The sequence below is a fragment of the Paenisporosarcina sp. HGH0030 genome (assembly GCF_000411295.1).
Taxonomy (GTDB): domain Bacteria; phylum Bacillota; class Bacilli; order Bacillales_A; family Planococcaceae; genus Paenisporosarcina.
In genome coordinates this window covers 384,025-408,944 of sequence record NZ_KE150422.1, presented here as the reverse complement: position 1 = coordinate 408,944, position 24,920 = coordinate 384,025, and the positions used below count along the sequence as shown (strand labels likewise).

Below are 24,920 nucleotides of genomic sequence, written 5' to 3'. Positions count from 1 at the left end.
GCTTCTCCGGATTAAAGGAGAAGCTGTCTTTTTTGTACAAATGATAGGGATGATGATGATCGTATTCTAATACAGAAGAGATGCCGCATGATGTGATAACTTCTTGTTCCACTTCACACTTCGAAAACTAGGAACGTCACGAAACCTTTAAAAGTTCAATATTAGAATGAATAGTGGAAGATAAACTCGACTCTAGCAGTTCGTTCTAATCCGATGCTACTAAAGAGACTCCTTGATCACCTTCTTGGAATACAGGATTGACAATAGTCCAAAGATCGAATATAAAGCTGTGTAAATCCCCATGACGATAAACATCGGAGCCCATAGCTCGGTCCCGAACAGGAACCAGCCCGATTGGACCGCAAAGTAGCTGTGTGCGAGTCCGACGATTAAAGGAATGCCGAAATTGAACAGCTGTTTATAGCGGATTCCTTTCAGCAAATCGCTTTGTGTAAAACCAAGCTTTCGCAGAATGGTGTAGTTCGGTTTTTCTTCATCACTCTCGCCCATCTGCTTGAAGTACAGGATACAGCCTGAAGTGATTAGGAAAGTGAGCCCGAGGAATCCAACAATGAACATAGCAAGGCCCATCGTATTCTTCTGCTTCTTGCTTATATCCAGGCGGGAATCGTTGGCATAGTTGCCACTCAATCCGTTTTCTGCAAACATTTCATTCGCACGAACGATTTCCTTTTCATCGGCTATGTCGATGCCGATATAAACCATGGATTCTTTTTGAATAGCGGGATCCACATCATTTTTCAATCGCTCGAACACAGTTTTGTCGACGACAGCGATTGGAAGTCCACCATCCGTGAAGTACCAGGAGACGACGAAGTCCTTCTCCATCCCTATGAACTTCTGTGGGATACGTTCTGTTTTGCCAATCAGCTCAATGTTTCCTGAGTCTTTAATTTTGATGATTTTCTGGAGCAAATTGCTGGTCCCAGTGAAGACCGTTTCATCCGCCTTGACATCAATGCTTTTGACACTGCTGTCGCTGACGACAGGAAGCGACATGGCAGCTGCATCCTTCGCAAGCTCCGGCAGTTCTGTTTCCATAATGTCAGAGGCATTGATTTTCACAGTGAGGACGTCGATCAAAGTTTCACGGTACTTGATGCCCTCTGACTCCAGTGAATGCTTGAATTTATCAGCGGCAGCTGTATCGGTCAGTGAAAATTGAGCAGGGGAATAATCCGTTGCCGTCTTTTCTGCTGAATAATAAGAGATATAGCTTAAGCACAGCAAGCCAATTGCCAGTGCCGATACTGCCGTGATAATCGTTAGCAGTAGTGCGTTTGATTTCAGCCTAAACTGGATGGAGGACAGTGACAGCACTTCATGGACGGTTAAATGACCATCTTTTTTCTTTCGGATCAAGTTGGCAAGGAAACTGACCGACCCTTTATAGAACAAGTATGTCCCGATAATGACTGAAGCGAGTGTGTATGCCATGGCAATGAAAAGCCCAGTCATTCCCGAGAAATCGCCTTCGAACAATCTGGATGATACGAAGTATCCTGAACCGATTAAAAACAATCCTGCAATGCCAATGGCGATTTCCCATTTGGATGTTTTCTTCACATGGCTTTCCGTGGAGGAAGTCAAAGTGAATAAGGATAATATGCTTTGTTTTCGGATGAACAAATAATTCATCACCAAAATCAATAAAAAGATCCCAATGAAAACAGCCAGTGTCTGGATGAACGCCTGTGTTGAAAACTGGAGGGTGGCCGCAGTATCTACTGCCGTCAGTTTAAATAGAATCATCAAAGCCAATTTAGAAAATGAAAACCCGATAAAAATCCCCAATACGATTGAGCTGAAATAAAGGATGAGATTCTCGATGCTCAGGATACGGAATATTTTCGCTTTGGTCATGCCGATTAGTTGGAACAAGCCGATTTCTCGGCTGCGCCGTTTAATGAAAATCGTGTTGGCATACAGCACGAATATCGTGACAATCGCCACGAGCAGGATGGAGGCTGCACGAATGGAAGCCCCGCCTTTGATTGTGCCTTTCGTTGCATCCATCGCCGGATCGTATTGCAGGGTGACGAATGAGAAATACAGTGCGACACTGAATACGAGTGCAAATACATATAGATAATAATTTTTGAGATTCTTTTTCAGGTTGCGGAAGATGATGATGTTAATGTTCATTCTGAACTCCTCCAAGCACACCTTGCGTTTTGATGATATCTTCGAAGAACGTCTTTCTGGATTGATTCCCTTTATGCAGTTGCGTATACACTTGGCCGTCCTTGATGAAAATCACCCGGCTGCAGAAGCTGGCAGCGGTAGGGTCATGTGTCACCATTGCGATAGTTGACTGTCTCTGCCTGTTCAATTCGCTCAGTTTGTTCAGCAAGTCTGAAGCGGATTTTGAGTCAAGAGCGCCGGTCGGCTCATCCGCGAAAATAATGCTTGGTTCATGGATGAATGCCCGTGCTGCGGAAGTCCGCTGCTTTTGGCCGCCTGATATTTCATTCGGATATTTATGCGCAATCTCCAGAATGCCGAGCCCACTAGCCAATATCGTAAACTTGTCTTCGGCTTCCTTTTTCGGCAATTTGGTGATTGATAGCGGCAGCAGGATATTTTCCTTTACCGTCAGGGTGTCAAGCAGGTTGTATTCCTGGAAGATGAAACCGAGATGGTTTTTGCGGAATTCGGCCAGCTGTTTCTCCTTCATTCGGTTCATTTCACTGCCATTGATCTGGATGGTACCTTCGCTTACATGGTCGATAGTGGAAAGAACATTCAGCAAAGTCGTCTTGCCGGACCCGGATGCGCCCATGATACTTACGAATTCACCTTTCTGGATACTGATGTCTATGCCTTTCAGTACTTCCTGTCTATTTAACTTGCTGCCGTAGCTCTTACGGATTTTTCTTGCTTCCAATATGTTCATATGTCCATACTCCTTTTGTTTTGTTGGGATGAGTTAATTATAAAAAGGAATGACATGTTAATCCTGCGATTGGCCGAACAAAAAACAAAAGCATGTGACACTTTTGTCACATGCCCTGTAAGTTCACAAATTCATTTTGTTTAGGAAATGATAAAGTGACAGTCGTCCCTTGACCAATCTGAGACTCCACATCAATTTTGATGAGAAGGGGGGCTGCTGCTTTTTTCGCCAAATAGAGGCCGATGCCGGTCGAGGCCAGCTCCCGGTGATTGGTCGTTGAAGTGAACCCTTTGTCAAAGATTCTTGGAAGGTCTTTCGGATCGATTCCTCTTCCTTGGTCCACTATATCCAGGAAGGTCTGGCCGTCTTGACTGTAGCTTCGGATTTGGATGTCGCTTGCGTCACTATATTTGATGGCATTGGTCAACAGCTGACGGATGATGAAGGACAGCCACTTAGCATCACTCAGTACGTCGGTTATGTCGAGCTGTATGTCAAAGCCAATGCCTTTTTGTATGCACCATGATTGCACTGTTTTGATTTCAGTGAAAACAATCGATTCAAGATTGACTTGTTCGATATAAAGGTCGTTCTCGATGACTGTCAGACGTTTTTGGTGGAGCTGCTGGTCCAAAAGTAAGTGAATCCGAAGCCATTCTTGGTTCAGATGGGCTTTCAGCGATTCATTTTCGACGCGTCCAATCATCAATTGCATGGCGGTCAAAGGAGTTTTGACTTCATGAATCCAGGATAGAAGATCGTCTTTCTCCTCCTCCAAATGGATGCGGTTTTCTGACAGCTCTGCTTTCAGCAGCGCAGTTTGCTCCGTGATGCTGCGCTCGACAATTGTTTCAAAAGGGCTAACGGGTTCTGCAACTTCCGAAAGGTCGAGGCTGCTTTCCCAATCTTCCAGGCTTCGGTAAAATCTCGTTTCTTTAAAATAACGGAAGCATAAAAAGACGACAAAAAGTAAGAAGGACAAGAAAGAAATATAGAGTATGGGGCCGAATGGGATCGCCGCGTCAATATAGGCAATGAACAGGCCGAAAACTTGCAATGCAGCGAACAGGAGAATCCAGCTGACTCGTTCAGTCAGGAAGTTACGAATCATAATTCTTTGCCTCTTCAAGCGCCATATATCCCTGTCCGACTTTCGTTAGTATGTATTGTCCGAGTCCTAGCTCATCAAGGCGCTTGCGCAGCCGGTTGACATTGACCGTCAGCGTATTGTCGCTGATGAAGCGCTTGTCGTCCCAAAGGCTGTTCATCAACTGGTCCCTGGTGACGATTTTATTCTTCTGCTCTATGAGGAGCTGAAGGATGAAGCTTTCATTCTTGGTCAGTTCAATTGAACCCAAATCATTCGAAACCGTACTCTTTTCAAAATCAACCGCGGCACCGCACCACGTCCGCAGGCTTACCGGATCGGAACTATAGTTGTAAGCTCGGCGAAGAATCGCCTGGATCTTCGCAATAAGAACCTCAAAATGGAAAGGCTTCTGGATAAAGTCATCAGCCCCAAGCTGCATTGACATGACCATGTCTGTGGGATGGTCACGGGAGGACAGGAAGATGATCGGCACATTCGAATGCGACCGAATCATCCGGCACCAATGAAAGCCATCAAATTTGGGTAGCTGAATATCAATAATGACCAGATCAGGCTTAACGGATATAAACTCATCCATGACATTGTTGAAATCATGGATTCCGAAAACTTCGTAAGACCACTGCGAGAGCCTGTCCTGTATTTCATCAAACAAGGAAGCATCATCTTCAATTAACAACAATTTGAACAAAAAAATCACCACACAGCCGTTTAGTATTACTTAAAGTGTATAGCAATTTCTGTCAGTTTGCTAATTGAAATTAACAGCAAGTAAACGAAAAACACTGCCCGGGGGCAGTGCTAATATACGTTCATTAATTTATTGATCTTGTTTTTGAAGCCCTCCGTCATCAAGGAATCTAATACGCCCGATTTTGCCTTCTTCAGGACAAATGGCATCTCCAGTAATTTTAAATTCCATGGATTTCTCACCTTTTTTGGTGTACTCAACCAGCACGGTAAAATCGTAAGTTAGAGGTGTATTCGGGTTTTTGCTTTTTATCACCTGAATGTCGAGGACCTTTATTTCATAAGAATAATCTTCCCCCATGTGGTGAGGATGCAACGCAAGGGAGTTAATGTAGAAATCATACTCGCTATCCGTGAAATATGGTCCATACGCCTTTTTAAAGAAATCCATATAAGCCTCCCGTTCAGGAGTGCCTTCCGTTGGGTCCGAAGTATAGACCGTTCCTTCTGCATCATTTTCGTAAATCTCATCGTATTTTTTGGTAAGGTTTTCCCATGATTTTATATATTCCTCATTCGGGACCGTATAATCATGTTCAAGCACAGCCGTGATCGCAGCTATGTTTTTTTCATCGTCCAACACAACGTCATCCTTGCCTTGACTTTCAACTTTTTCATCGGTCGACACAACTGTAGTTTCACCTTGAACTTCCGTTTTTTCCTTCGTACAGCCAGTCATCAGCAAGCAAGTAATTAGCATGAAGCCACTTATGCATCGTATCTTATGCAACGTCCCATCCTCCTCCATTTAATACACCTTTCTTTGGTATACGATTCAGTAGTTAAAAAGTTCCAGTATTCAGATAAATATTCCTGTTAATGGAAAGGGTGGACTTAGCCACTTTATCTCGCAACAAAGAAGGAGTGGTAAGCAAAAGCGAATGGAATTCGACTTTACAATTTTCTGACTGGCTAGATTACACGGAACATTCACAGACTTGAACGTTGAGCAAAATAGTAATATGAACACAAAAAACTGGAGCACCAAAAGGCTCCAGTTTTTCGATTCAAATATTTTTAAACGCAGATGGCGTCGTTTTCCTTACCACTGTTCTATGACTTTTACTTCTTGGTTGTATTTCCAATTCACTTTGCAGTCCTTTCAGCAAGGAGTAGCACATAAAGATCATAATGATAGCAAATGGAAATGCAGCTGCAATAGATGCAGTTTGCAATACTTCTAATCCACCCGATATTAGCAGGACAGCTGCCACTGCAGATTGAATGATACCCCATGTCATTTTGATTTTATTGGAAGGATTTAATGTTCCACCTTCACTCAGCATACCTAATACAAATGTAGATGTATCTGCAACGGTTACGTAATAAATAGCAACTAGAGCAAATCCCATGATGCTTAATACGGAACTTAACGGAAGATGATCAAAGAATGTGAAAATTGCTAGAGATACATTGTCCTTTATATAGGTGGCCAGTTCATGGTTTCCAGAGTCGACTACCATATCAAGAGCGGAACCGCCAAAGATGGACATCCAAATACAAGTACCTAGAGTTGGAACGATTAACACGCCTATGACAAATTCTTTAACGGTTCTCCCCCTAGAAATACGGGCGATGAACATCCCGACAAAAGGTGCCCATGCAATCCACCAAGCCCAATAAAATAATGTCCAGGATGCAATCCATTCGCCTTCACCAAATGGTCTCATCCTTAAACTCATTTGGACGAAATCATTGATATAGAGCCCAGTAGTATTAAAGAATACTTTAATGATGGTCAGGGTTGGACCGACAATCAGAATTAATAATAAAATGGCAAACGATATTATCATTGCCGCGTTGGATAAGTATTGAATACCCTTCTCCAAGCCAGTGTTGATTGAAATGAGGAAAATAACTGTAGCCACGACAATGACAATCAGCTGAACAAGTAACGTATTGGGAGCACCGAATATGGAATGCATCCCTGCAGTAACTTGCAAGGCTCCAAGGCCAAGAGATGTTGCAATGCCAAAGACAGTTGCAAATACCGAAAGAATATCAATTGTTTTCCCAATGGGTCCATAGATTTTATCTTTCAGAATCGGATAGAAAACAGAACTAATGGCTGCAGGCAGTTTTTTGTTGTATTGGCAAAGAGCAAGAGCCAGTCCAATAACCGTGTAAATCGCCCATGGATGCAGACCCCAATGGAAAAAGGTATATTTCATGGCAGTATTGGCTGCATCAATGGTATAGCCTTCTCCGTATGGAGGGGTCGTATAATGGGTGACCGGCTCGGCGACACTCCAGTAAACAATCCCTATTCCCATCCCTGCTCCAAACAACATAGCTAGCCAGGACGCGGTATTGAAATCAGGTCGGTCTGTCGACTTCCCTAACCGAATATGGCCATATTTAGAAAACAACAAATAGATGGAAAAAATCACAAAGAAAAGGGTAGCGCCGATATAAACCCATCCAAGATAATCAATCGATGCATTATAAATGGTATCGGTCACTTTGGTAAGAAGATCTGTGAAAAAGATCCCCCACACAATAAAGATTAGGGTTAGTAACAGTGAGATGATAAATACACTGTTTTCTTTTAGCTTGTCAACGTTCATGGAAACCTCCAACAGAAATAAAATGTGAAATTAAAAAGGCAGATAAGTCCGATTGTGAAGATGAAATAAAGAAATCATTGATCAAGAAGGTTATAAAGAAATTCCCATTTTTCAGTGTTCATCAACTCTTCAAGTGCCAACTCTAAATTGCCACCGAGAAATACAGAATTGCCTTGGATGGCAATAACCATCGCTTCGATTGATTCATCTTTATCATTGCTTCTATACACATCGCCTATAGACGGCAGCATATCAGCATTAAAGTTTGACAGGTCATTCAAACTGCTGTCATCAATATTTTGAATGTCTCGGTATTCAATCGGGTTGCTGTGTTCATGGCGGCCTGGAACCATCAAAAGATACTCATTATGCCTAACCCCGTTAGACTTGCTTGTAACAACCCCTTTAGATTCAGCGGATGACACTACCTCAATTTCATTTAAAGAATAATGATCCAAGTAATCAGGATTGGGATGAGTAATTAAGATGAAATCTCCTTCTTCAGCTTTTCGATCCTTGCTGAGGGTATAGATGTTTTTATTGAAAATAAAGCTATCCAGCTCCTTAGGCTGGTACTTATCGATTTCCGCCGCACTGCTTAAATGCTGTGATAAATCCCTCAATTTCATAAGATGGACAGATTTTCTATACATAGGTTTTACCGAATAAACCTTGTGCAATTCATTTTGAAAATATACAATTTGCCCTTTTCTAACCTGATACAGTTTCACAGAAACCTCACCCTCCAAATAATTACGCATTTTATTTCTAGTTTTTTTATAGACCCTATAATTATTTAAGGATACTAAATGTCCATATTAAGTATCCCCTAACCAATTCAACTTAAACATAAACATTGATTTACAGAAAAATTCGACTGTTAGATAATAGAGAAAATTCTGGAGGGGGAAAGTAAGTTTATGGAGCCGACTAATTGCTGATATTAATTTTTGAAAATTAATAGGGATTTTGTAACGAGTGGATATTCGCCTATTATTTTAGGTTTAATTGTCATGCTCTTTATGGAATGAAGGCAATTAGAAGACAACTTACTTTACTGAAATCAGGATAATAATTTATTCAAGTATTTCTATAGGCAAAAAACTGCGCTTTTTAGTCGAGCAGATTTTTTGATTTATGCTTAATAAATTATTTGTATTGAATATTTCAGGCTGTAGGAAGAAATCTTCTTCCTATGGTCTTTTTTATTTGAAAAAAATTTCATAGTAATGAAGTTCTTCTTTGTCTATCCATAAACGGCGTAGCTTTGATTATGGATGAAAGAAGGAAAATTTATGTTGGAATTAAAATTGAATGGCATTAAAAAGTATATGGAATCCACACTTGTGGTTAAAAATATTAGCTTCGAAGCTTATGAAGGAGAGAAGGTCGGAATCGTAGGTGCAAGAATGTGAAATTAAAGCGAACTAATTTTAAAAAATTGGTGTTATGTGTTATAAAAAAAAATACTACCAGCTCAGTTTATCTAACTGAGCTGGTTGTATTTTGAGAGTTGTTTACAGTTTGATATCGATATTTTACGTCTATAATTAAACGTAAAAACCTTTACAATATGTATTTTATATTTTATATTAAACGTAACAAAATAATAAGGGGTGTTAATATATGAATAATCAAACATACAGTAAAGCTAATCCAATCAATGCAGGATCTCCAATTGCATCTATCACATTACCAGCAATTAAATATAAAAGTGGTAAACGAATTTGGTATGCTATCACATTACCATACCGAGTTTTAGGGAAATTTATTCACACATCTTCTGCAAAAAAGAAAAACAAAGAAATTATTCAATCTGAAATTCGTAATCGATTTTTAGATACTACACATAAGAATGAAATTAAAGATTATATCATAACTGAAGAACAGTTTACTATTCCCCCAATCACTCTTACTTCGTTCGAAGAATTAGATTTTCGCCCTTATACTTTTGGAGACGAAACTGAAGAAGAACTAAATATTAGATTTGAATCTGTAGGATCTATGGCTGGGCTGGTTATTCTTCCGATTGATTACGAATTTGAATGCTTAGATGGGAATCATCGTGCTGTAGCGATACGTGAATTAGCTGTAGAATCCGCTGAAGAAATCGCTGATAGCAGTATACTCTTAAACATTGTGTACGAAAAAAGCACACGTAAAATACGGCAAGATTTTGTAGATGTAAATCAAAATGCGAAACAAACAAGCTCATCAATTAATACTCTATTTAATACTCGTGATAAAGTTTCTAATATAGTAGTAGATTTAATTGATGATATTGAATATCTAAAACAAACTACTGAATTACTTTCAACAAGTGTATCTAAAAATTCAAATAATATTTTCACAATTAATAACTTAAAAAGTGCAGTAATGGAAATAGCCGGATATAATTCACAATCTACTAAAAGCCTCAAAGTATCAATGATATTAGCTAATGACGTGAATTTAAAGGAAACTGTGGGAAGAAATACAGCCCTTTTCTTTAAAGAACTAGAAGATAATAAATACATCGCAGACATACTAAATCATCTTCAATCTAAAAATCCTTCTGATATCCCGGCTATCCGGAATAACAATGTATTGACTAGCGGCACAGGTATTATTGTAGCTTCAAGAGTAGCTGGAACGTTCATTAAAGTAGCTCAAAATGAAACTCAATTAAAAGAATATTTTCGTAAAATCGCCCAATTCGACTGGAATCGTAATAGTTATGTATTTGTTAATAATATTATTGGGGATGAAAATAAAATTTTAAATTCGCGTGACGCAATTAGTTTTGCTACAAAGGCAGTCTTAAATGCATTAGGGTATCGAATGGAAATTAATACTTCAGAAGAAGAATAATTAATACATCCTTTTCAGCTCAAAAAGAGCCTAGCCCACAATTAACATTCAATCACAGATTAAATTTAAAAATATTGGAGGATATTAAATGAAAGAATTTATTTATTTGGATACAGACATAATGAATTCAATGCTTGCACAATTGGATGAAGGACTTGTAAATAACTTTTCAATTGAGACGTCTGATCAAGAAACAAATAGTAATTCAACTCAATCAACCAAAGGGAAAAATTCGGGACTCACAGCTAGCATTAAAGTTGGGACTGGATTATTTCCAGGGGGCAGTTTAGGTGCGGGAGCGTCATTGGGCAATAATGGAAGTGAAAGCGAAAATTATTCTAGAACAATACTTGAAGGGCAAAAAGATATTTTAAATAAAGCTTTTCATGATTACGCATTAGAATTATTGACAGATAAACTAGTTAAGAAGAATCTTCTTTCCAAGGGTGAGAATTTTAAGGAAGGAGATTTATATATCGAAGAGTCAACTTTTCGTTTTTACGATTTTGAACTATTGAGTAATGCTATGGATTTAGATTCGATGAGCAGTTTTATGCGCTTAGAAATTGATGATTTGGGGTTGAGTTATGAACAAGCGAAAAATTTACTAAATAAGTCTAATCCTAACGCTAAAGATCGCGGTAATATGGAAAAAGCTAGAATTATTGTAGACACATTTGAAAGTACGCAACCCATATTAAATATTTTCAAGCAAATTAACACATTTAGTACGTTGGCATCAAAACTATTAAATGGGCTCACGGTTATTAAAGCAAATAATAAAATAGGCCTATTAAAGAAAGAATATTTACGAGAGTCAACAGAATCCTTATCCTTTCGAACTGACAACAGTCGAAAAGCCAAGATGTTAATACGAGTCATTGGAAAAAAAGAAAATGTTATTACAGGTAATAATATTAAGGCATTTGCGGAAGATGATTTAGATGTTATTCCAACAATGATGTTAGACATATTACTTGGATCATTTAAAATTATTGAAGTTGGAGATTTGTTAGTAACCCCTATAGCCGTTTATTATGAATAAAATCAAATTGCTAACTCTGATTATGCTTTTCTAACAATACTTATTTCATACATGTGGACTAAATTCGGGAGCTCAGAATGGGAAAAAGAATATTGAATTTCCTACATTTGAAGAAATATCTGATTTATTTGTGGAATTTGAAGGTAGCATTTATCTTGAGTAGTTTCACGACAGTTAATTATTTTGAGGGATGGCAGTTAAGTGGAGACAAACGGGGTTTATTTATTCACTTTGAACTTATTCAAGTAGTTGAATAACCCTTTGTCTTCAACTAAGGGGTGTTTTACATAAATGATAAGATTACTGATTTTGGTTACTTGAAACGTATAGCATGTTTCCTAATAAAGAGGGAACAATCATCAAAAGTTGTTTCTAATTGGTAGTCTCATCGTTATGAATCTAATATGTCTTAATGAGTTTCTTCAGAGAGCATCTTTAAAATGGAATTTAGCAATGACCATCCGTTCCGCTGATGCAAAATCTTGTTCCATATATAATCAGATCACATACGCTCAAAATAGTGATAAATGGTTGTTCGAGAAAGGCCACATCTTTCTGCCCCATCTTTGATTGGTGTACCTTCATCAATAAGTGCTTCCATCATCTCAATATCTTTCTCACCGTATTTTTCTGGACGCTTCCCAAGAAGACCCCGTGCTCTCGCACCAACATTAAAAATGATTCATAAAAAGAAAATATTGGAAGGTTATTCAGCTTACCTGTCGAAATTAAGAAGGTGCTAACTAGATTTATAAGCATGAATCGTGTGCAATCATTAGCAATAAGGGGAATGATTTTCTTGGAGAACAACAATGTGGTGGAAGTGAGTGTGAGTATATTAGCGTGGTGTGTCATTGCATGGATTGCATATCGTCTTTATAAAGGGCAATCAGTCAAACCGAAAATATGGAAAGTGCTAGTGGTCATGCTAGTCGGGGTGTTTTCGTTCTCATTCGATATTGAGATTTTCGGTACGGCGATGAGAATATCGATTTTGCCTCTGGGTGTATGGGTTTTATATGCATATTTCAGAAAAAAGAACGAGGCGTGGAAGACTTACCGACCATTTGCCTGGTTTGGTTTTGCAGCCAACTTTATCTTTCTCATCTTCTTGCTGCTTGCGGTTCCTATTTTTCAGGTCATTTATCCCGGGGGTGAACCGTCAACTTATATTTCGAACATTGACGACGCTTCTATTATTCCCATTCACCCTGGGGAAAAGCATCAGGAACTGGATAAAGAAAATGCTTTGGCAACCATTCTTGATTTCAGTGAAGAACCGATACATAGCACAGACTGGTATTACGGAGCGGATTTGGGAGAGGATTCGACCAACACACAAGAAAAGTTTCCTTACCAACTTATCGGAGCTATCCCAAAATGGGGAAGTGGACTGATCTCTGTAGTTTATATCGAAGAGGATGGAAAAGGACTTTTGATATCCACCCCAAAAGAACAGCGTTATTTTCGCTTTAAACACTCTCTGATTGAGGGGATAAATTAAAATGTCAAAGAAAAAACTATTGGTTACATTAAGTGTCATGGCCATATTACTCGTCATCAGTTTGATTTATTGGATTACTTCTTATAATCCTAGTTCCTTTCCTGATAAGGAAGAATTGATTAAGGAAATCAATCACATTTTCCCGCAATCAAATGTAAAAGAGATTCAGGACACCATCGCGCTTGATGAAAAACATGTATTTGTCCCGTTTATATCGGAAGAGAACAAATATGGAGTCAGTCATTGGGTATGGCAAAAAAGAGAATGGGAGCTGGTGTCAGTCAATACAGGTGGTGAACCACATTCATGGCGTATTGAAGATGGAGATTACTCCACTACCCACTTGGTGTGGAACATTGCTCCTGAAACACCGATTGAAAAGCTGAAGTTCTATCTGATAAAAGATCGGTCATTCCACATTACGGAAGGCATCGATTACTATGATCCAGGTGTTCAGCTCGAGGAAATAGTTGAACTCTCGGAAACATCATACGGTGTTATTCCATTGCCAGATAGATGGTCATCTATTTTAGCTTCATATACAAAGTTGGAGACAGCAAGACAGCCAGATGTGTTCAGCAATTCCTTTAATATAGAATACTATATGTATTTTGGCTGGATGGCCTATGATCATTTCGGCAAAGTGCTACCCCCAGTTAATTCGCTGTATGGAAGTGGCTTTGGTGGGGATGAACACATTGAGCATATTAGGTTACTGGATGAGTTAGAGATTGAAACAGTCGAGTAGCGATTCGAGTAATTATTAATGCCTGTCATCGAATGACGTATTCGATGACAGGCATTTTATTTTGTATTTATTACTAATTGATTTTTAATCAAGTACCACAAAAAGTCCGATAAGAACCTGATGAATCCCCAGGCACCATACAATAATCAGCTTTTTCGCTAGCGTGTTCAAAAGGACTAGAAAGTACTTCAAGTAATTTCTCCATCACGCCATAATCTCCACGTTCAACTGCAGCTTCAAGTGCTTCTTCAACCAGGTGGTTACGAGGAATAATCGCAGGATTTGAATCCCTCATCAACTGTTGAGAAGATTCTTTAGATTCTTCTTGTCTTCCCAATCTCGTATGCCAACGCTTATTCCACTCCACAAATTCATCACTGTTGAACAGGTCCGTATCTTCAAGCTTATCGAAAGTCAGTGCACGGAATGTATTGGTATAGTCCGCACGATACTTCTGCATCATATTAAGAAGGTCTTCAATCAAGGTTTCATCTTCTTTCTCTTCATTGAAAATTCCCAGTTTTGCTCTCATTCCTGCATACCAGTTCTCGTGATACAACTTATTAAATTCTGCAATCGCGTCTTGGGCGATTTTGATTGCTTGCTCCTGATCATCATGGAACAACGGCAATAAAGTTTCTGCAAGGCGCGCTAGATTCCAACCTGCCATGTATGGCTGATTGCCGTATGCATAACGACCTTGGTGGTCAATGGAACTGAATACCGTTGCTGGATCATATTCATCCATAAATGCGCAAGGACCATAGTCGATGGTTTCTCCGCTGATGGTCATGTTGTCGGTGTTCATGACCCCGTGGATAAAGCCAACGAGTTGCCATTTTGCGATCAAGTCAGCCTGACGTTTGATGACTTCTAGGAGTAACGATAGATATCGATTTTCATTACCTGCAACATATGGATAATGACGCTCTATTGTATAGTCAGCAAGCGTCCGGACGTCTTCAATTGTGCCGAAATTTGCAGCGTATTGAAACGTACCAACGCGTAGATGACTGGCTGCGATACGGGTTAGAATGGCACCAGGCAGTTCGGTTTCGCGGATGATTGACTCACCAGTTGCCACTACTGCGAGGCTTCTGGTTGTAGGTATACCAAGAGCATGCATGGCTTCACTGATGATGTATTCACGTAGCATCGGACCAAGTGCCGCTCGACCATCACCCCGGCGGGAATAAGGTGTTGGTCCTGAACCCTTGAGTTGAATATCAAATCGTTCACCTGAAGGCGTGATTTGTTCGCCAATCAGCAGTGCACGGCCGTCTCCTAACATGTTAAAATTCCCGAATTGATGCCCGGCATAAGCTTGCGCTAGCGGAATTGATCCATCAGGAATGCTATTGCCTGCAAGCTCCGCTACGCCGTCTTTACTTTTTAACTCATCAATATTCAATCCAAGTGATGTTGCCAAGGAATCATTAAATTTTATCAACTCAGGCGAATGCACAGCATTTGGGGTGATCTTGGTAAAAAATGATTTAGGGAGTCGGGCATAACTGTTATCTAAGTTCCATCCGTTTTCAATTGCAGCTTTTTCTTTAGTCATTGTATCGCCTCCATATTTCTTATGATTAAATAATCATTTAGGTATTTCTATGATATTGAGTATTAAGCTTTATTCACTGAACAAGGACATTCTATTTTAGTGTTTTCTACTGTACTTTTATTATACCCATGCTACTTCTAGATATCGCTCTTGAAGCACTTTTACGCATGTACCGAACTTTGAAATAGTAGTCGTTCGTGTCTTCTGACGGAATACAAATGCTCGTTTATTTAAACCTCTGAGATAAGGTTCGCCTAGAAAAATTCCAAAATTGACATTGGAAAATTTATCAAATATAATTTAATTGAACACTGGTTAATTAGGAGGAAAATATGTCACCAAGAAAATCTGTACTTCAGGAATTAACAAGGGAAATGATTATGGAAGCAGCAAGAAACCTTTTTGTGAAGAAGGGGTATCAGCATGTATCCATGAGGCAAATAGCTAAAGAATTAGGTTATAGTCATGGGGCACTGTATTATCATTTTGAAAATAAAGCCGAGTTGTTTTACGCATTAGTGGAAGAGCATTTCTTTATGCTCGATCAAATACAAATGGATGTAATGGAGAAAGAGACCGGCAACGAAGATAAATTAAAGGAAATTCTTATGGGATTTATTGAGTTTGGGCTTACGCATCAAAATCATTATGAAATCATGTTTTTAATTAAAGATGAGGAAGTCCGAAATTTTATCAATCAAGGACCTTCCAAGAGCTATGAATTGTTTGCTCAAAACATATCTTCCTTATGTGGCAATAAAGTATCGTTACAGGAAATCTACTGTATCTTTTTGTCTTTACATGGTTTTGTCACGCATTATTGCAGGCATGTTAATACATTTGAGGATGTTAAGGAAATGGCAATTGTTCACGTGAATTTTTTGATGAAAGCAATTGCCTAATTTTTTTTGATTTTAATTTACCAGTGGTTAATTAACGAGGGGGATTGAGATGATGAAAAAAGTGTTAGTATTGGGCGCTTCCGGAGGAATTGGTTATTCAATTGTAAAAGAATTGCTAAGTAGAGGGATTATGGTGACGGCATTTGCCCGCAATAGGGAAAAGTTAGAGAAACTTTTTGGGGAAGAGGAAAATGTCACTATTTTTTCGGGAGATCTTTTTCGATTAGAGGATTTGGATAAGGCTGCTCAGGACGTGGACATTATTTACCATTCCGCCAATATTCCATATATCGAATGGAAAGAAAAGCTCCCTATTTTGATGTCCAATATACTTCAAACGGCAGAAAAGCATGCTGCAAAGCTCGCCATTGTGGATAATATTTATGCCTATGGACGTAGTGGTGGTGAGAAAGTAAGTGAAACGACTATCAAAAATCCACATACGAAAAAAGGAAACATACGATTGAAGGTTGAAACTCAAGTTAAGGAATCCAATGTTCCAGCATTAATTGCCCATTTTCCTGACTTTTACGGTCCCAATGCGGAAAATACGATATTAAATTACACATTGTTAAATGTGGTGAAGGATAAAAAAACGAGCTATGTCGGTGATCAACGGATTTCTAGGGAATTTATTTACACGCCAGACGGAGCAAAGGCCATCGTCAGTCTATCCCTACTTAATGAGGCATATGGTCAAAGCTGGAACATTCCAGGGCATGGTGTCATTTCGGGTGAAGAAATTGTCAAGACGATCAGAGAAATCACGGGCTATCAAAAAGGTGTGTCAACGATTTCAAAGAATATGATTCGGTTTTTGGGGATGTTTAATCGCCAGATGCGTGAAGTGGTTGAAATGTTCTATTTAAATGAAGAACCGGTTGTACTGAATGGTGAAAAGGTTGAAAAGCTGATAGGAAAAGGTCCAACTACTTCATATGAAGAAGGCTTGAAACAAACCATTGCATATATGAAACAGAACCAATAGAAAACCATTTCAAGTCCGTTGTCAGAGTGGCACTTCATTTCTTTTATCTCAAGATTTTCATGATACGATAGGGGGAGATAAAACAATGAAGTGGGGGGAGATTCAATGTTCCTGGAAAAGATAAAAAATGGATTAAATCAAAATCAACCTCTGTTTATTGGCGAGGAGACCGCGATGCGTTCGGCAGTTCTGATTCCGCTTGTTCAAGTGGAAGGAGAATGGCATGTTCTGTTTGAAGTGCGTTCACTGACAATGAGAAAGCAACCAGGGGATATCAGTTTTCCAGGTGGACGAATCGATCCGACCGATGCATCCCCAATGGACGCAGCTATTCGGGAAACACATGAAGAGTTGGGAATTGATCAATCAGCCATTCACGTCCTGGGGCAGATGAGCGTCTTTATTCCAACATCGTCATTGGTGGTCTATCCATTCGTTGCAACCATTGATCACCATCAAACCTATTCCTTCAATCCAGATGAAGTGAAAGAGACATTTACAATCCCCGTTCAGTGGCTGTTGGACCATAAACCGTACGTTCACATGGTCCCCGTTCAACCGATGCCGATGGAGGATTTTCCATATGATAAGATCGTGAACGGCAGTGATTACCAATGGAGAGCACGGATGATGGAAGAATGGTTTTATGACTACGAGCAGTATACGATTTGGGGATTGACTGCGCGGATTTTAAAGCATTTTATTGAAACGATATCAAATCAAATAGCACCTTCATCTACAAAGGAAAACGAGCGATGATTAACTCACCGCTCGTTTTTTATCGTATTTCCAATGAAACAATATACACTTGTTCATAGTCAGTGGCCTTCTTTAAATCTTCTTTTGTTTCAATGTCATGTAAAATGGACATTTCTCCGAGCTTCGAGTAAACAATTGAATGTATTGTTTTTTGCTCACCAATGAACAATGACCCTTCGGTAATACCACCTGATGTCGATGCAAAATTCTTTTTATCCCTTACTGCAGTATTTTGCCTAACAGCAATCGATGACACACCAGCCTCCGTCAAGATTGATGTGATCCAATCTTCCTCCTCATTTATTACTTGCTGGAGAATGGAGACTCTTAAACTGTTTTCATCTTCTACAATCCGATCCGTCAATTCGCTGATTTGACGCACGAATTCACCCTTTTCATAATAATCGATAGTCACAACGATTTCTTTTGCTGCTTCATTCTTCAATTTAAGATCATAGACCAGGGCATGTTGACTGGAAAGTGTAATGAGACTTTCTTCATATCTGGTCAGTTCTGCACGCTTAATTTTTGCGTCTACTTTTTCAGATTCCTTCGAACAACCAGTTAACAGGAATAATATGAATATACTGAGTATCAAATACTTCATCTATAAACCTCACTTTTTAGTTATCCAGTAAATATACGTTACCAAATAATTCCTTATTACATACTAACTCACAATTAAATACTAATCCGATAATCTTTGACTCTGTATTTTTGCCATACTTAAAACACTTTAAAAGAACTGCAGTCGTTCAAACGAAAGTTGTATGGCACCCCAAGCTTGAAGCGTTTATCAGGTTACAACAATCAATATTATTAAATATCCATTAGCAGTCGAAACTGCATATTCTATTAATAATTATTCGAATCGATTAGCGTCACCCGCAGTCTGTTGCATAAGGTTATCCAGGAAACATTTCCTGAGCTCGAGACTATCTTTACGACCAAGTCTGAACTGTTCCTAAACGTCGCACAATTATGCCCTCATCCAGATCTCGTCTTGAATCATTCAAAAACGATCATTAAAAACCGTATACTCGCAAACACAAATAAACGAATGTATTGAACTAAAGCATCCGTTAGTTTAATAAGGTTTCAATTAATCTTCAAGTTTAATCTTCAAGTAAATCTTTTTTCTCTTCTTTTGTTACTTATTCACAAAAAATTCATTGCAAGCATTATATATACCTAGGTCAAGAAGTCTGATCATTACAAATCTTTTTAGGAGGAAAAGAATTGAATCGTAGTGTGAATGGGAAAATGGTTCAAGATCCCTTTTCTGTTGGAATTCTCCCTGAGAAGCTTGATCTAATAGGCTCAGTGCTTTCTACACTTGGTGATGCATTTTCAACTGTAGCAGCAGCACTTGCCTTAGAAGAAGCTATAAAGAGTGATATTCAAGACCAACAAAGTCAAAGTGATCTAGAAAAACAAGTGGCAGAATTGCAGAAACAAGTTGAATATTTAACCACTCAGATGAAGAAAAATAATTCTTGAATTACAGAAATCGATTCGAGGAATTGTTTGTAATTACTTTACTGTTCAGTTTTCTAAAAAATACAATTCACCAAGTTACAGGCACGAACATAAAACTGAATAAAATATTAAGGACGTGTCTAATGGATAATTTCAACACTCTATGTCAACAGTTTGGCCAAATTCTTAACGGAAAACCAGATATCGAAAATGGTATTTGCCCCGTAGAACTTAATCGTGACTTTCCAGTCACAATTCAAGGACGTCCAGTTCGAGGAAACATTGAGACTGAAATCATGTTTGAAAATTTAGATCAAAACGGGTACGCTCTTAATCGCGGAGTAACAGTTATTCTTGAAAAAGAAGTCCCTTATTTTGTTCACACACTTGTGAAAAATGGAATAATTATCAGCGCATTGCATAGCAATTGGCTATATACGAAACCGAACATCCTTTATATTAATTTTCAATCTGTAGAACCACCATTAACTTTTGCTCATAAAGTTGCAGAAGCACTAAGTACTCTAAGGTTAAGTAGATAAAATACTTTTTTAACGCACCACGGTCTCCTGTGTTTTTACTTCGTATAATACGTCTTATATGACATAACAACCCTGTTTTTCTTATTAAACTAACCTGCCCTCGTTAGTTCAATAAGAAAAAGAGCTACATAATCAGCCGGCTGATCTTCAACTAAAGCACCCGTTAGTTAAATAAGAAAATCCACTCGCTTCTGTAACCGAGCCTGGCGGATGTATTCGACCGACAAATTGCCAATCCCTCGTGCCAGTGATTGTATACCACATGGCACATGTACAACAGATTTACATAACCCCCGGATTAGGAAGTATTCGACTTCCTCACTCAATAAGAAAAGCTGCCATGTAAAAAGGCAGCTTTGCAAACCAATCTTACATCCAAGGGGGATAAGGTAACCTGGAAATGATGGGTGTTGTTGTTGTTGTTGTTAATGGAACGTCAAAAACCTCAATGGGACGCATCATTTCGTGATCTTCATGCTCCAGCATATGACAATGCCACACATATCGCCCGGTGAATGGTCCAAAGCGAGCTATTATGGATGTGACGTAACCAAAGGGGGTCTGAACTGTATCTTTTAACCCCATTTCATAGGGATTAGGAGGAGTGGGAGGTCCCGTAAAAATAAGGGTTCCGTTTTTTTGAAATTGAGAAACATCAAAAGGCTGACGATTAAGAATTTGAAAATCAACCAAATGGAGATGGATGGGATGAGGATCATCATCGATTATATTAATGATGCGCCAAATTTCAACGGTATTTACTTCAATTCTTTCGGATATCCGATCTATCCACATTTTCCCAGCTAATAAGTTCAAGGATCGACCATATTGATCCTTGGTTCTGACGAGTGTTAAATCTCTTGTTCTCTTTGCCATACTTATTGGAAGTCGTTCGATTTTCCCTAAATAAAAAGGAAGGGAACTGGTATCTATACTTCTTAACGGAACAGTTACCCTAAATTGCATGACATCTGTTGTCTCGACGGATGCACTCTTGGTGACATTTTTGAGAATAATGGTTTGACCGTAGTATTGAGAAAAATCAATGATCACATCTACACGCTCGGCACTCATAATAATAAATTCATTTAATACTACTGTTGTCTCAAGAAAGCCACCATCCGTGCCAATTTGATAAAAAGGCTGATTGGATTCCATTTTTAATGTAAGGATTCGACTATTGGATGCGTTTAAAATTCGAAATCGGTATTTTCTTGGTTCAACGTCCAGATATGGATAAACCTTCCCGTTTACAAGAATCGTATCTGCATCAAAAGGAGGGACAAGAGAAGGATAAGGAAGACCTTTGTCTTTTTGATCCGGTGTGCTGGGGTAGTAAAGTGATCCGTCTGGGTTGAAAGAGCGGTCAACAATTAAAAGAGGGATTTCATATTTTCCTTTCGGAAGATTAAGGAATTGTTCATGATTGTCGCGAATGAGATAGAATCCCGCGAGTCCTGCGTAGATGTTCAATCTTGTAATACCTACCGTGTGGTCGTGATACCACAACGTTGTCGCTCGCTCAATGTTTGGATACGAATAAACCTCTCGTTCAAATAAAGGTCCCGTTTCTTGAAAATTTCTCGTAAACCACGCTTCGGGGTAACCGTCGCTATGGGCAGGCGTTCTTCCTCCGTGTAAATGGACAACACTTCTACCCTCTGGAAGAGTTATTTCAGAACCATGAATCGTTGTATCAACAGGAAGAAAATGCTTATTAGGCAGATCATTAATCCATTTAACAAACACGGTTTCATTCTTCCTTACTTCGAACGTAGGACCCGGAAAAGTTCCATCATAACCCCATAAACGAGTTGGTCCAAGGTCTCTGTGTAGCTTCTGAGAAAACTCCTTCATGGTCACTTCGTAATATGAACTGTAATTACTTCGCATCTTAGGAGATAAGGTGTTTGGAATAGGCAGTTTATCAACGAATTTTTGTAGCTTTATCTTTTCACGCATAATTATGGAAAACTTCCTCCCTGTTAATATCTACTGAGTAAGTTTATGAACGTGAACTTGTCCATTATGTCTATACGTATCCTCTTCTTCAAATAAAGGTTGCGTTGAGTATCCAGACATCTTGTCTCCCTCCATTGCGGAAGCTTAACCATACAATAGCTCACTATATAGAAAACTCCTTAGAATCTAATTAATTCTAAGGAGTTAGTTGAATAAGAAAAAAGCTGCCTAAGTAAATCGATTAGGACCATTACAAATAGTATCCTTTCTTGATACCTTGTCTGCTTTTTCATTAGCCTAGAACTAAACAAATTTTACTACCTCTCTTGTTATTCCCCTTTACCTCCACTGTCAGTTCTTCCAATCCAAAGTACTGATAGGACAGACAATTTCTATGTGATGAATTAGATTTTTGTTACATAGAAATATATAGAAGTATCTAGAGGAATAAGGAGGAGATTTTGTGCACGAGCATGAAATTTTAGGCATAAGATGGAACGACAACAATTTACATGTTCACCAATATTCCACGGAAACGACGATAAATGATGGTCATTCACATTTAGTTCAGGGAACGACTGCCCCAGCAAATTTCACGATGGACCATGTTCATTATTATGAGGGAACTACCACTTTTGTAGGGCATGTTCATCAATTTTCAGGTAATACGGGACGTCCTATCTACTTGAACGATGGAACACATTACCATGAATTTTCAGGAACCACAACATTTAATGACGGACATGTCCATTATTACTCAGGATTTACAGGAAGAAATATGTCCTAGCATCCTTACTGAAAAAACAAAGACATACTGATTTATCAATATAGCTGCAAAACTTCATATTAACCTTCCACTATACAAACTCCAAAAATGTCTGGAAGACTTTCACCCTTTGTTCCACTGTCAGCTCTTGCAAATCCAAAGTACTTTTCATCCAGGGCTGATGGTTTCCATTCTCGCAAAGATGTTTATAAGAACGAGGTTTCACGATAATAATGATGAAACTTGGAAAAATAGCATCAATAAGAAATGAGTGGTGACTTAGTCACTGCTCATTTTTAATTCTAGAAAGGCAAACAGGTGATTAACAATAATAACAGGACAATTCATGTACTTTGTAGAATCTACTAATAACTCTAAAAGATAGGAAGTGTGGGAGTATGTTTCATGCAAAAGATGTTTTAGCGGATCAGTTGTTAGCAAATGCGAATGACCCTAGCTGGTACGCTCCATTTTCAGAATCAGTGAAAAACTTGTCTGAGGAAGAAGCATTTTGGAAGCCAAACGAAAATAGTAATAGCATAGCTGAAATAGTCCAGCATCTCTTATATTGGAATCAAACATGGCAAACAAGGTACCAAAAATCTCACGTCAATGCTGTGCCTTCTATTGGAAATAATGATAAAAGCTTTATCATTCCTGAACATCAAACATTCACCAACTTGAAAAAACAACTGTTAGAAGTGCTATTACACTGGCAAGGTTTATTAACTGAAGAAAAAGTTGAAAGTGAAGTGAATGGTTTCCCTGAACATGTGGAGTGGTGGGCAGTACTCGGTAATGTCTCAACTCATAACGCCTATCACATTGGTCAAATCATTTATATTAGGAAGTTACAAAATAGCTGGAAAATAGAAGAGGAATAATAAAGTTTTTTGGTTTTAAGATTATCTTCTTTTCTTAAAGGGGTGTATGAAATGAATCAAACTGAATATGAATGGGTCAAACAAACTCGAGAAACCGTTTTCGAGTTTTGTAGTGAACTAGAACCAGATGATTTTACTCGCCAAGTGGATGGCTTCGGTTTTCAAAGTATAAGAGACTCTCTAGTACATATATCAGACTGTTATTATGCTTGGTTAGGTTCTTATATTTTATTAAAAACGAAGAAGCCACTTACGGCAAAGGACGATTTAGCCGAAATAGGTTTGGATGAAATAAAAGTTCGTTTTAATCAAGTAGATGCGTTTGTAAATGAGGTATTTGAAGTATTCTCGAATCACATGGATGTGCCAATTGAAAGAGAGATTCCCTGGAGAGTAGGAGGAGAGATCATATCTATGACGCCTGCTAAACTGCTCATGCATGTTATCACTCACGAATTCCACCACAAGGGTCAAATCGTAGCTATGGCGCGTCAAATGGGGTATGAACCCCCAAACACAGATGTGCTAGGAACTAGAGGTTAGAGAGATTTAACTTCACTAAGATCTAATTACTTTGGAGAAATTGATGGTTAACAAGGAGGGATATTCTTGGGAACAGAACTAAAGTTTAGAATTGCAGCAGAACAAGATTTGGAGAGAATTGTGGAAATGCTGGCTGATGATGTTTTAGGTAGCAAGCGAGAACGGAACGAGAGACCACTTCCAGACAGCTATCTCAAAGCGTTTGAGGCAATTAATTCTGACCCTAACAATGAGTTGGTGGTAGCTTGTCGTGGAGTTGAAATTATTGGAGTTCAACAAATTACATTTACTCCTTATATCACACATCAAGGTGGATGGCGGGCTACGATTGAAGGGGTAAGAACATCTTCTTCTGAACGTGGCAAAGGACTCGGAACCGAACTAATTCGCTTTGGGATTCAACGTGCTAAAGAGCGCGGTTGTCATTTGGTTCAGCTCACAACGGATAAAAAGCGGAAAGATGCCTTACGTTTTTATGAAAGTTTAGGCTTTAAAGCAACCCATGAAGGTTTAAAGATGTCCCTTTAATTTTTCAACTGGCATTTGATTTCTTAGGATTCAATTGCCAGTTGATAAAATCACTTGATATAACTTAAAACCTTTCTTACTTTGTCATCATCCAAAAGCCGTAGCATTCTTTCATCCTTATGTACATATGGTTCGGGTAAGTGATTTTGTACAATACATTTGAGGTGTTGAGAATGAAGATTCTAAAAATCGTATTTGAAACCGTGAACATTCACGAAATGAAAAAGTTTTATACGGAAACTTTGGAGATGTCAATTGTAAGAGAAAATCAAAGCTTCTTTACCGTAAGAGCCGGAAACACACTTATTACATTTCAGCAATCTGCCAATGTAGAGGCTCCTCTGTACCACTTTGCATTAAGAACCAGTTTACCTTTCTATGAATACATGTTTAAGAAATTGAAAAAATGTAACGTCAAGATTTTGCCTAATTCTGAAGGGGAATTGAGCGGGTATTGGAAGGGGAAACAAGTTTACTTTACCGATCCTGACGGGAATATAGTGGAGATTCTTGA

General features: G+C 38.8%; 23 protein-coding genes and 3 pseudogenes. 15 read left to right on the top strand and 11 right to left on the bottom strand.

Annotated features, from left to right (window positions below; translation table 11 throughout):
* Positions 1-219: 219 nt before the first annotated feature.
* The 7 genes from HMPREF1210_RS14135 to HMPREF1210_RS14105 form a co-directional block, all read right to left on the bottom strand.
* Positions 220-2,166 (bottom strand): ABC transporter permease, encoded by a 1,947-nt coding sequence (locus tag HMPREF1210_RS14135; RefSeq protein ID WP_016429379.1) that lies wholly within the window; start codon positions 2,164-2,166, stop codon positions 220-222.
* Entirely contained in the window at positions 2,156-2,917 is a 762-nt protein-coding gene (locus HMPREF1210_RS14130) for an ABC transporter ATP-binding protein (protein ID WP_016429378.1), read from the bottom strand. The genes HMPREF1210_RS14135 and HMPREF1210_RS14130 overlap by 11 nt, the downstream gene beginning before the upstream one ends.
* Before the next feature lie 106 nt (positions 2,918-3,023).
* On the bottom strand, positions 3,024-4,028 hold the full coding sequence (locus HMPREF1210_RS14125; protein WP_016429377.1) for a sensor histidine kinase: 1,005 nt from the start codon (positions 4,026-4,028) through the stop codon (positions 3,024-3,026).
* Positions 4,018-4,716 (bottom strand): response regulator transcription factor, encoded by a 699-nt coding sequence (locus HMPREF1210_RS14120; RefSeq protein WP_036660152.1) that lies wholly within the window; start codon positions 4,714-4,716, stop codon positions 4,018-4,020. Before HMPREF1210_RS14120 ends, HMPREF1210_RS14125 begins: the two co-directional genes overlap by 11 nt.
* Before the next feature lie 129 nt (positions 4,717-4,845).
* A complete protein-coding gene (locus HMPREF1210_RS14115; protein WP_051123233.1) occupies positions 4,846-5,505 on the bottom strand; it encodes a hypothetical protein in 660 nt (219 codons plus the stop codon).
* Positions 5,506-5,782: 277 nt separating this feature from the next.
* On the bottom strand, positions 5,783-7,342 hold the full coding sequence (locus tag HMPREF1210_RS14110; protein ID WP_016429375.1) for a BCCT family transporter: 1,560 nt from the start codon (positions 7,340-7,342) through the stop codon (positions 5,783-5,785).
* A 74-nt stretch (positions 7,343-7,416) separates the two neighbouring features.
* Positions 7,417-8,073 carry a hypothetical protein gene (locus tag HMPREF1210_RS14105; protein WP_016429374.1) on the bottom strand — a complete coding sequence of 219 codons (657 nt, stop codon included), beginning with the start codon at positions 8,071-8,073 and terminating at the stop codon, positions 7,417-7,419.
* Positions 8,074-8,968: 895 nt separating this feature from the next.
* Between HMPREF1210_RS14105 and HMPREF1210_RS14100 the strand changes: the two genes are divergently transcribed.
* Both HMPREF1210_RS14100 and HMPREF1210_RS14095 read left to right on the top strand, forming a co-directional pair.
* Positions 8,969-10,192: a DNA sulfur modification protein DndB gene (locus HMPREF1210_RS14100; protein WP_016429372.1), complete on the top strand. Its 1,224-nt coding sequence runs from the start codon at positions 8,969-8,971 to the stop codon at positions 10,190-10,192.
* Between the two features lie 88 nt (positions 10,193-10,280).
* Entirely contained in the window at positions 10,281-11,237 is a 957-nt protein-coding gene (locus HMPREF1210_RS14095) for a hypothetical protein (protein ID WP_016429371.1), read from the top strand.
* A 502-nt stretch (positions 11,238-11,739) separates the two neighbouring features.
* Here HMPREF1210_RS14095 and HMPREF1210_RS17835 read toward each other — a convergent pair.
* A pseudogene (locus HMPREF1210_RS17835) lies at positions 11,740-11,901 on the bottom strand (helix-turn-helix domain-containing protein); the annotation flags it as partial.
* Between the two features lie 135 nt (positions 11,902-12,036).
* Here HMPREF1210_RS17835 and HMPREF1210_RS14085 point away from each other — a divergent pair.
* Both HMPREF1210_RS14085 and HMPREF1210_RS14080 read left to right on the top strand, forming a co-directional pair.
* Complete coding sequence (locus HMPREF1210_RS14085) at positions 12,037-12,741, top strand: hypothetical protein (RefSeq protein WP_147640356.1); 705 nt, start codon at positions 12,037-12,039, stop codon at positions 12,739-12,741.
* 1 nt (position 12,742) lies between these two features.
* The gene (locus tag HMPREF1210_RS14080) at positions 12,743-13,489 is read left to right on the top strand and encodes a hypothetical protein (RefSeq protein WP_016429368.1); all 747 of its coding nucleotides are present in this window, start codon (positions 12,743-12,745) and stop codon (positions 13,487-13,489) included.
* Positions 13,490-13,577: 88 nt separating this feature from the next.
* Here the strand turns inward: HMPREF1210_RS14080 and HMPREF1210_RS14075 are convergent, their stop codons facing one another.
* A complete protein-coding gene (locus tag HMPREF1210_RS14075) occupies positions 13,578-15,053 on the bottom strand; it encodes a YdiU family protein (protein ID WP_016429367.1) in 1,476 nt (491 codons plus the stop codon).
* Between the two features lie 332 nt (positions 15,054-15,385).
* On the opposite strand from HMPREF1210_RS14075, the gene HMPREF1210_RS14070 reads away from it, so the two are divergent.
* From HMPREF1210_RS14070 to HMPREF1210_RS14060, 3 genes are all read left to right on the top strand, one after another.
* Positions 15,386-15,955: a TetR/AcrR family transcriptional regulator gene (locus HMPREF1210_RS14070; protein ID WP_016429366.1), complete on the top strand. Its 570-nt coding sequence runs from the start codon at positions 15,386-15,388 to the stop codon at positions 15,953-15,955.
* Between the two features lie 52 nt (positions 15,956-16,007).
* Positions 16,008-16,943: an SDR family NAD(P)-dependent oxidoreductase gene (locus HMPREF1210_RS14065; RefSeq protein ID WP_036660235.1), complete on the top strand. Its 936-nt coding sequence runs from the start codon at positions 16,008-16,010 to the stop codon at positions 16,941-16,943.
* A gap of 105 nt (positions 16,944-17,048) precedes the next feature.
* On the top strand, positions 17,049-17,702 hold the full coding sequence (locus HMPREF1210_RS14060; RefSeq protein WP_016429364.1) for a CoA pyrophosphatase: 654 nt from the start codon (positions 17,049-17,051) through the stop codon (positions 17,700-17,702).
* Positions 17,703-17,721: 19 nt separating this feature from the next.
* On the opposite strand, the gene HMPREF1210_RS14055 is transcribed toward HMPREF1210_RS14060, so the two are convergent.
* Positions 17,722-18,309 carry a hypothetical protein gene (locus HMPREF1210_RS14055; RefSeq protein WP_016429363.1) on the bottom strand — a complete coding sequence of 196 codons (588 nt, stop codon included), beginning with the start codon at positions 18,307-18,309 and terminating at the stop codon, positions 17,722-17,724.
* Positions 18,310-18,576: 267 nt separating this feature from the next.
* Here HMPREF1210_RS14055 and HMPREF1210_RS18455 point away from each other — a divergent pair.
* From HMPREF1210_RS18455 to HMPREF1210_RS14045, 3 genes and pseudogenes are all read left to right on the top strand, one after another.
* A pseudogene (locus HMPREF1210_RS18455) lies at positions 18,577-18,765 on the top strand (IS110 family transposase); the annotation flags it as partial.
* Between the two features lie 176 nt (positions 18,766-18,941).
* Positions 18,942-19,202, top strand: coding sequence for a hypothetical protein (locus HMPREF1210_RS14050; RefSeq protein WP_016429362.1), 261 nt, complete (start codon positions 18,942-18,944; stop codon positions 19,200-19,202).
* A gap of 122 nt (positions 19,203-19,324) precedes the next feature.
* Positions 19,325-19,723, top strand: coding sequence for a DUF1259 domain-containing protein (locus HMPREF1210_RS14045; RefSeq protein WP_016429361.1), 399 nt, complete (start codon positions 19,325-19,327; stop codon positions 19,721-19,723).
* A gap of 369 nt (positions 19,724-20,092) precedes the next feature.
* Here HMPREF1210_RS14045 and HMPREF1210_RS14040 read toward each other — a convergent pair whose 3' ends face one another.
* Complete coding sequence (locus HMPREF1210_RS14040; RefSeq protein ID WP_016429360.1) at positions 20,093-21,685, bottom strand: multicopper oxidase family protein; 1,593 nt, start codon at positions 21,683-21,685, stop codon at positions 20,093-20,095.
* A gap of 463 nt (positions 21,686-22,148) precedes the next feature.
* Here HMPREF1210_RS14040 and HMPREF1210_RS14035 point away from each other — a divergent pair, with 463 nt between their 5' ends.
* The 5 genes and pseudogenes from HMPREF1210_RS14035 to HMPREF1210_RS18680 all read left to right on the top strand — a co-directional run.
* Positions 22,149-22,472 (top strand): YmaF family protein, encoded by a 324-nt coding sequence (locus HMPREF1210_RS14035; protein WP_016429359.1) that lies wholly within the window; start codon positions 22,149-22,151, stop codon positions 22,470-22,472.
* A 377-nt stretch (positions 22,473-22,849) separates the two neighbouring features.
* The gene (locus tag HMPREF1210_RS14030; protein ID WP_016429358.1) at positions 22,850-23,335 is read left to right on the top strand and encodes a DinB family protein; all 486 of its coding nucleotides are present in this window, start codon (positions 22,850-22,852) and stop codon (positions 23,333-23,335) included.
* 51 nt (positions 23,336-23,386) lie between these two features.
* The gene (locus HMPREF1210_RS14025) at positions 23,387-23,878 is read left to right on the top strand and encodes a DinB family protein (protein ID WP_016429357.1); all 492 of its coding nucleotides are present in this window, start codon (positions 23,387-23,389) and stop codon (positions 23,876-23,878) included.
* 126 nt (positions 23,879-24,004) lie between these two features.
* A complete protein-coding gene (locus tag HMPREF1210_RS14020; protein ID WP_051123239.1) occupies positions 24,005-24,406 on the top strand; it encodes a GNAT family N-acetyltransferase in 402 nt (133 codons plus the stop codon).
* A 173-nt stretch (positions 24,407-24,579) separates the two neighbouring features.
* Positions 24,580-24,903 (top strand): annotated as a pseudogene (locus HMPREF1210_RS18680) (VOC family protein); the annotation flags it as partial.
* Positions 24,904-24,920 lie beyond the last annotated feature (17 nt).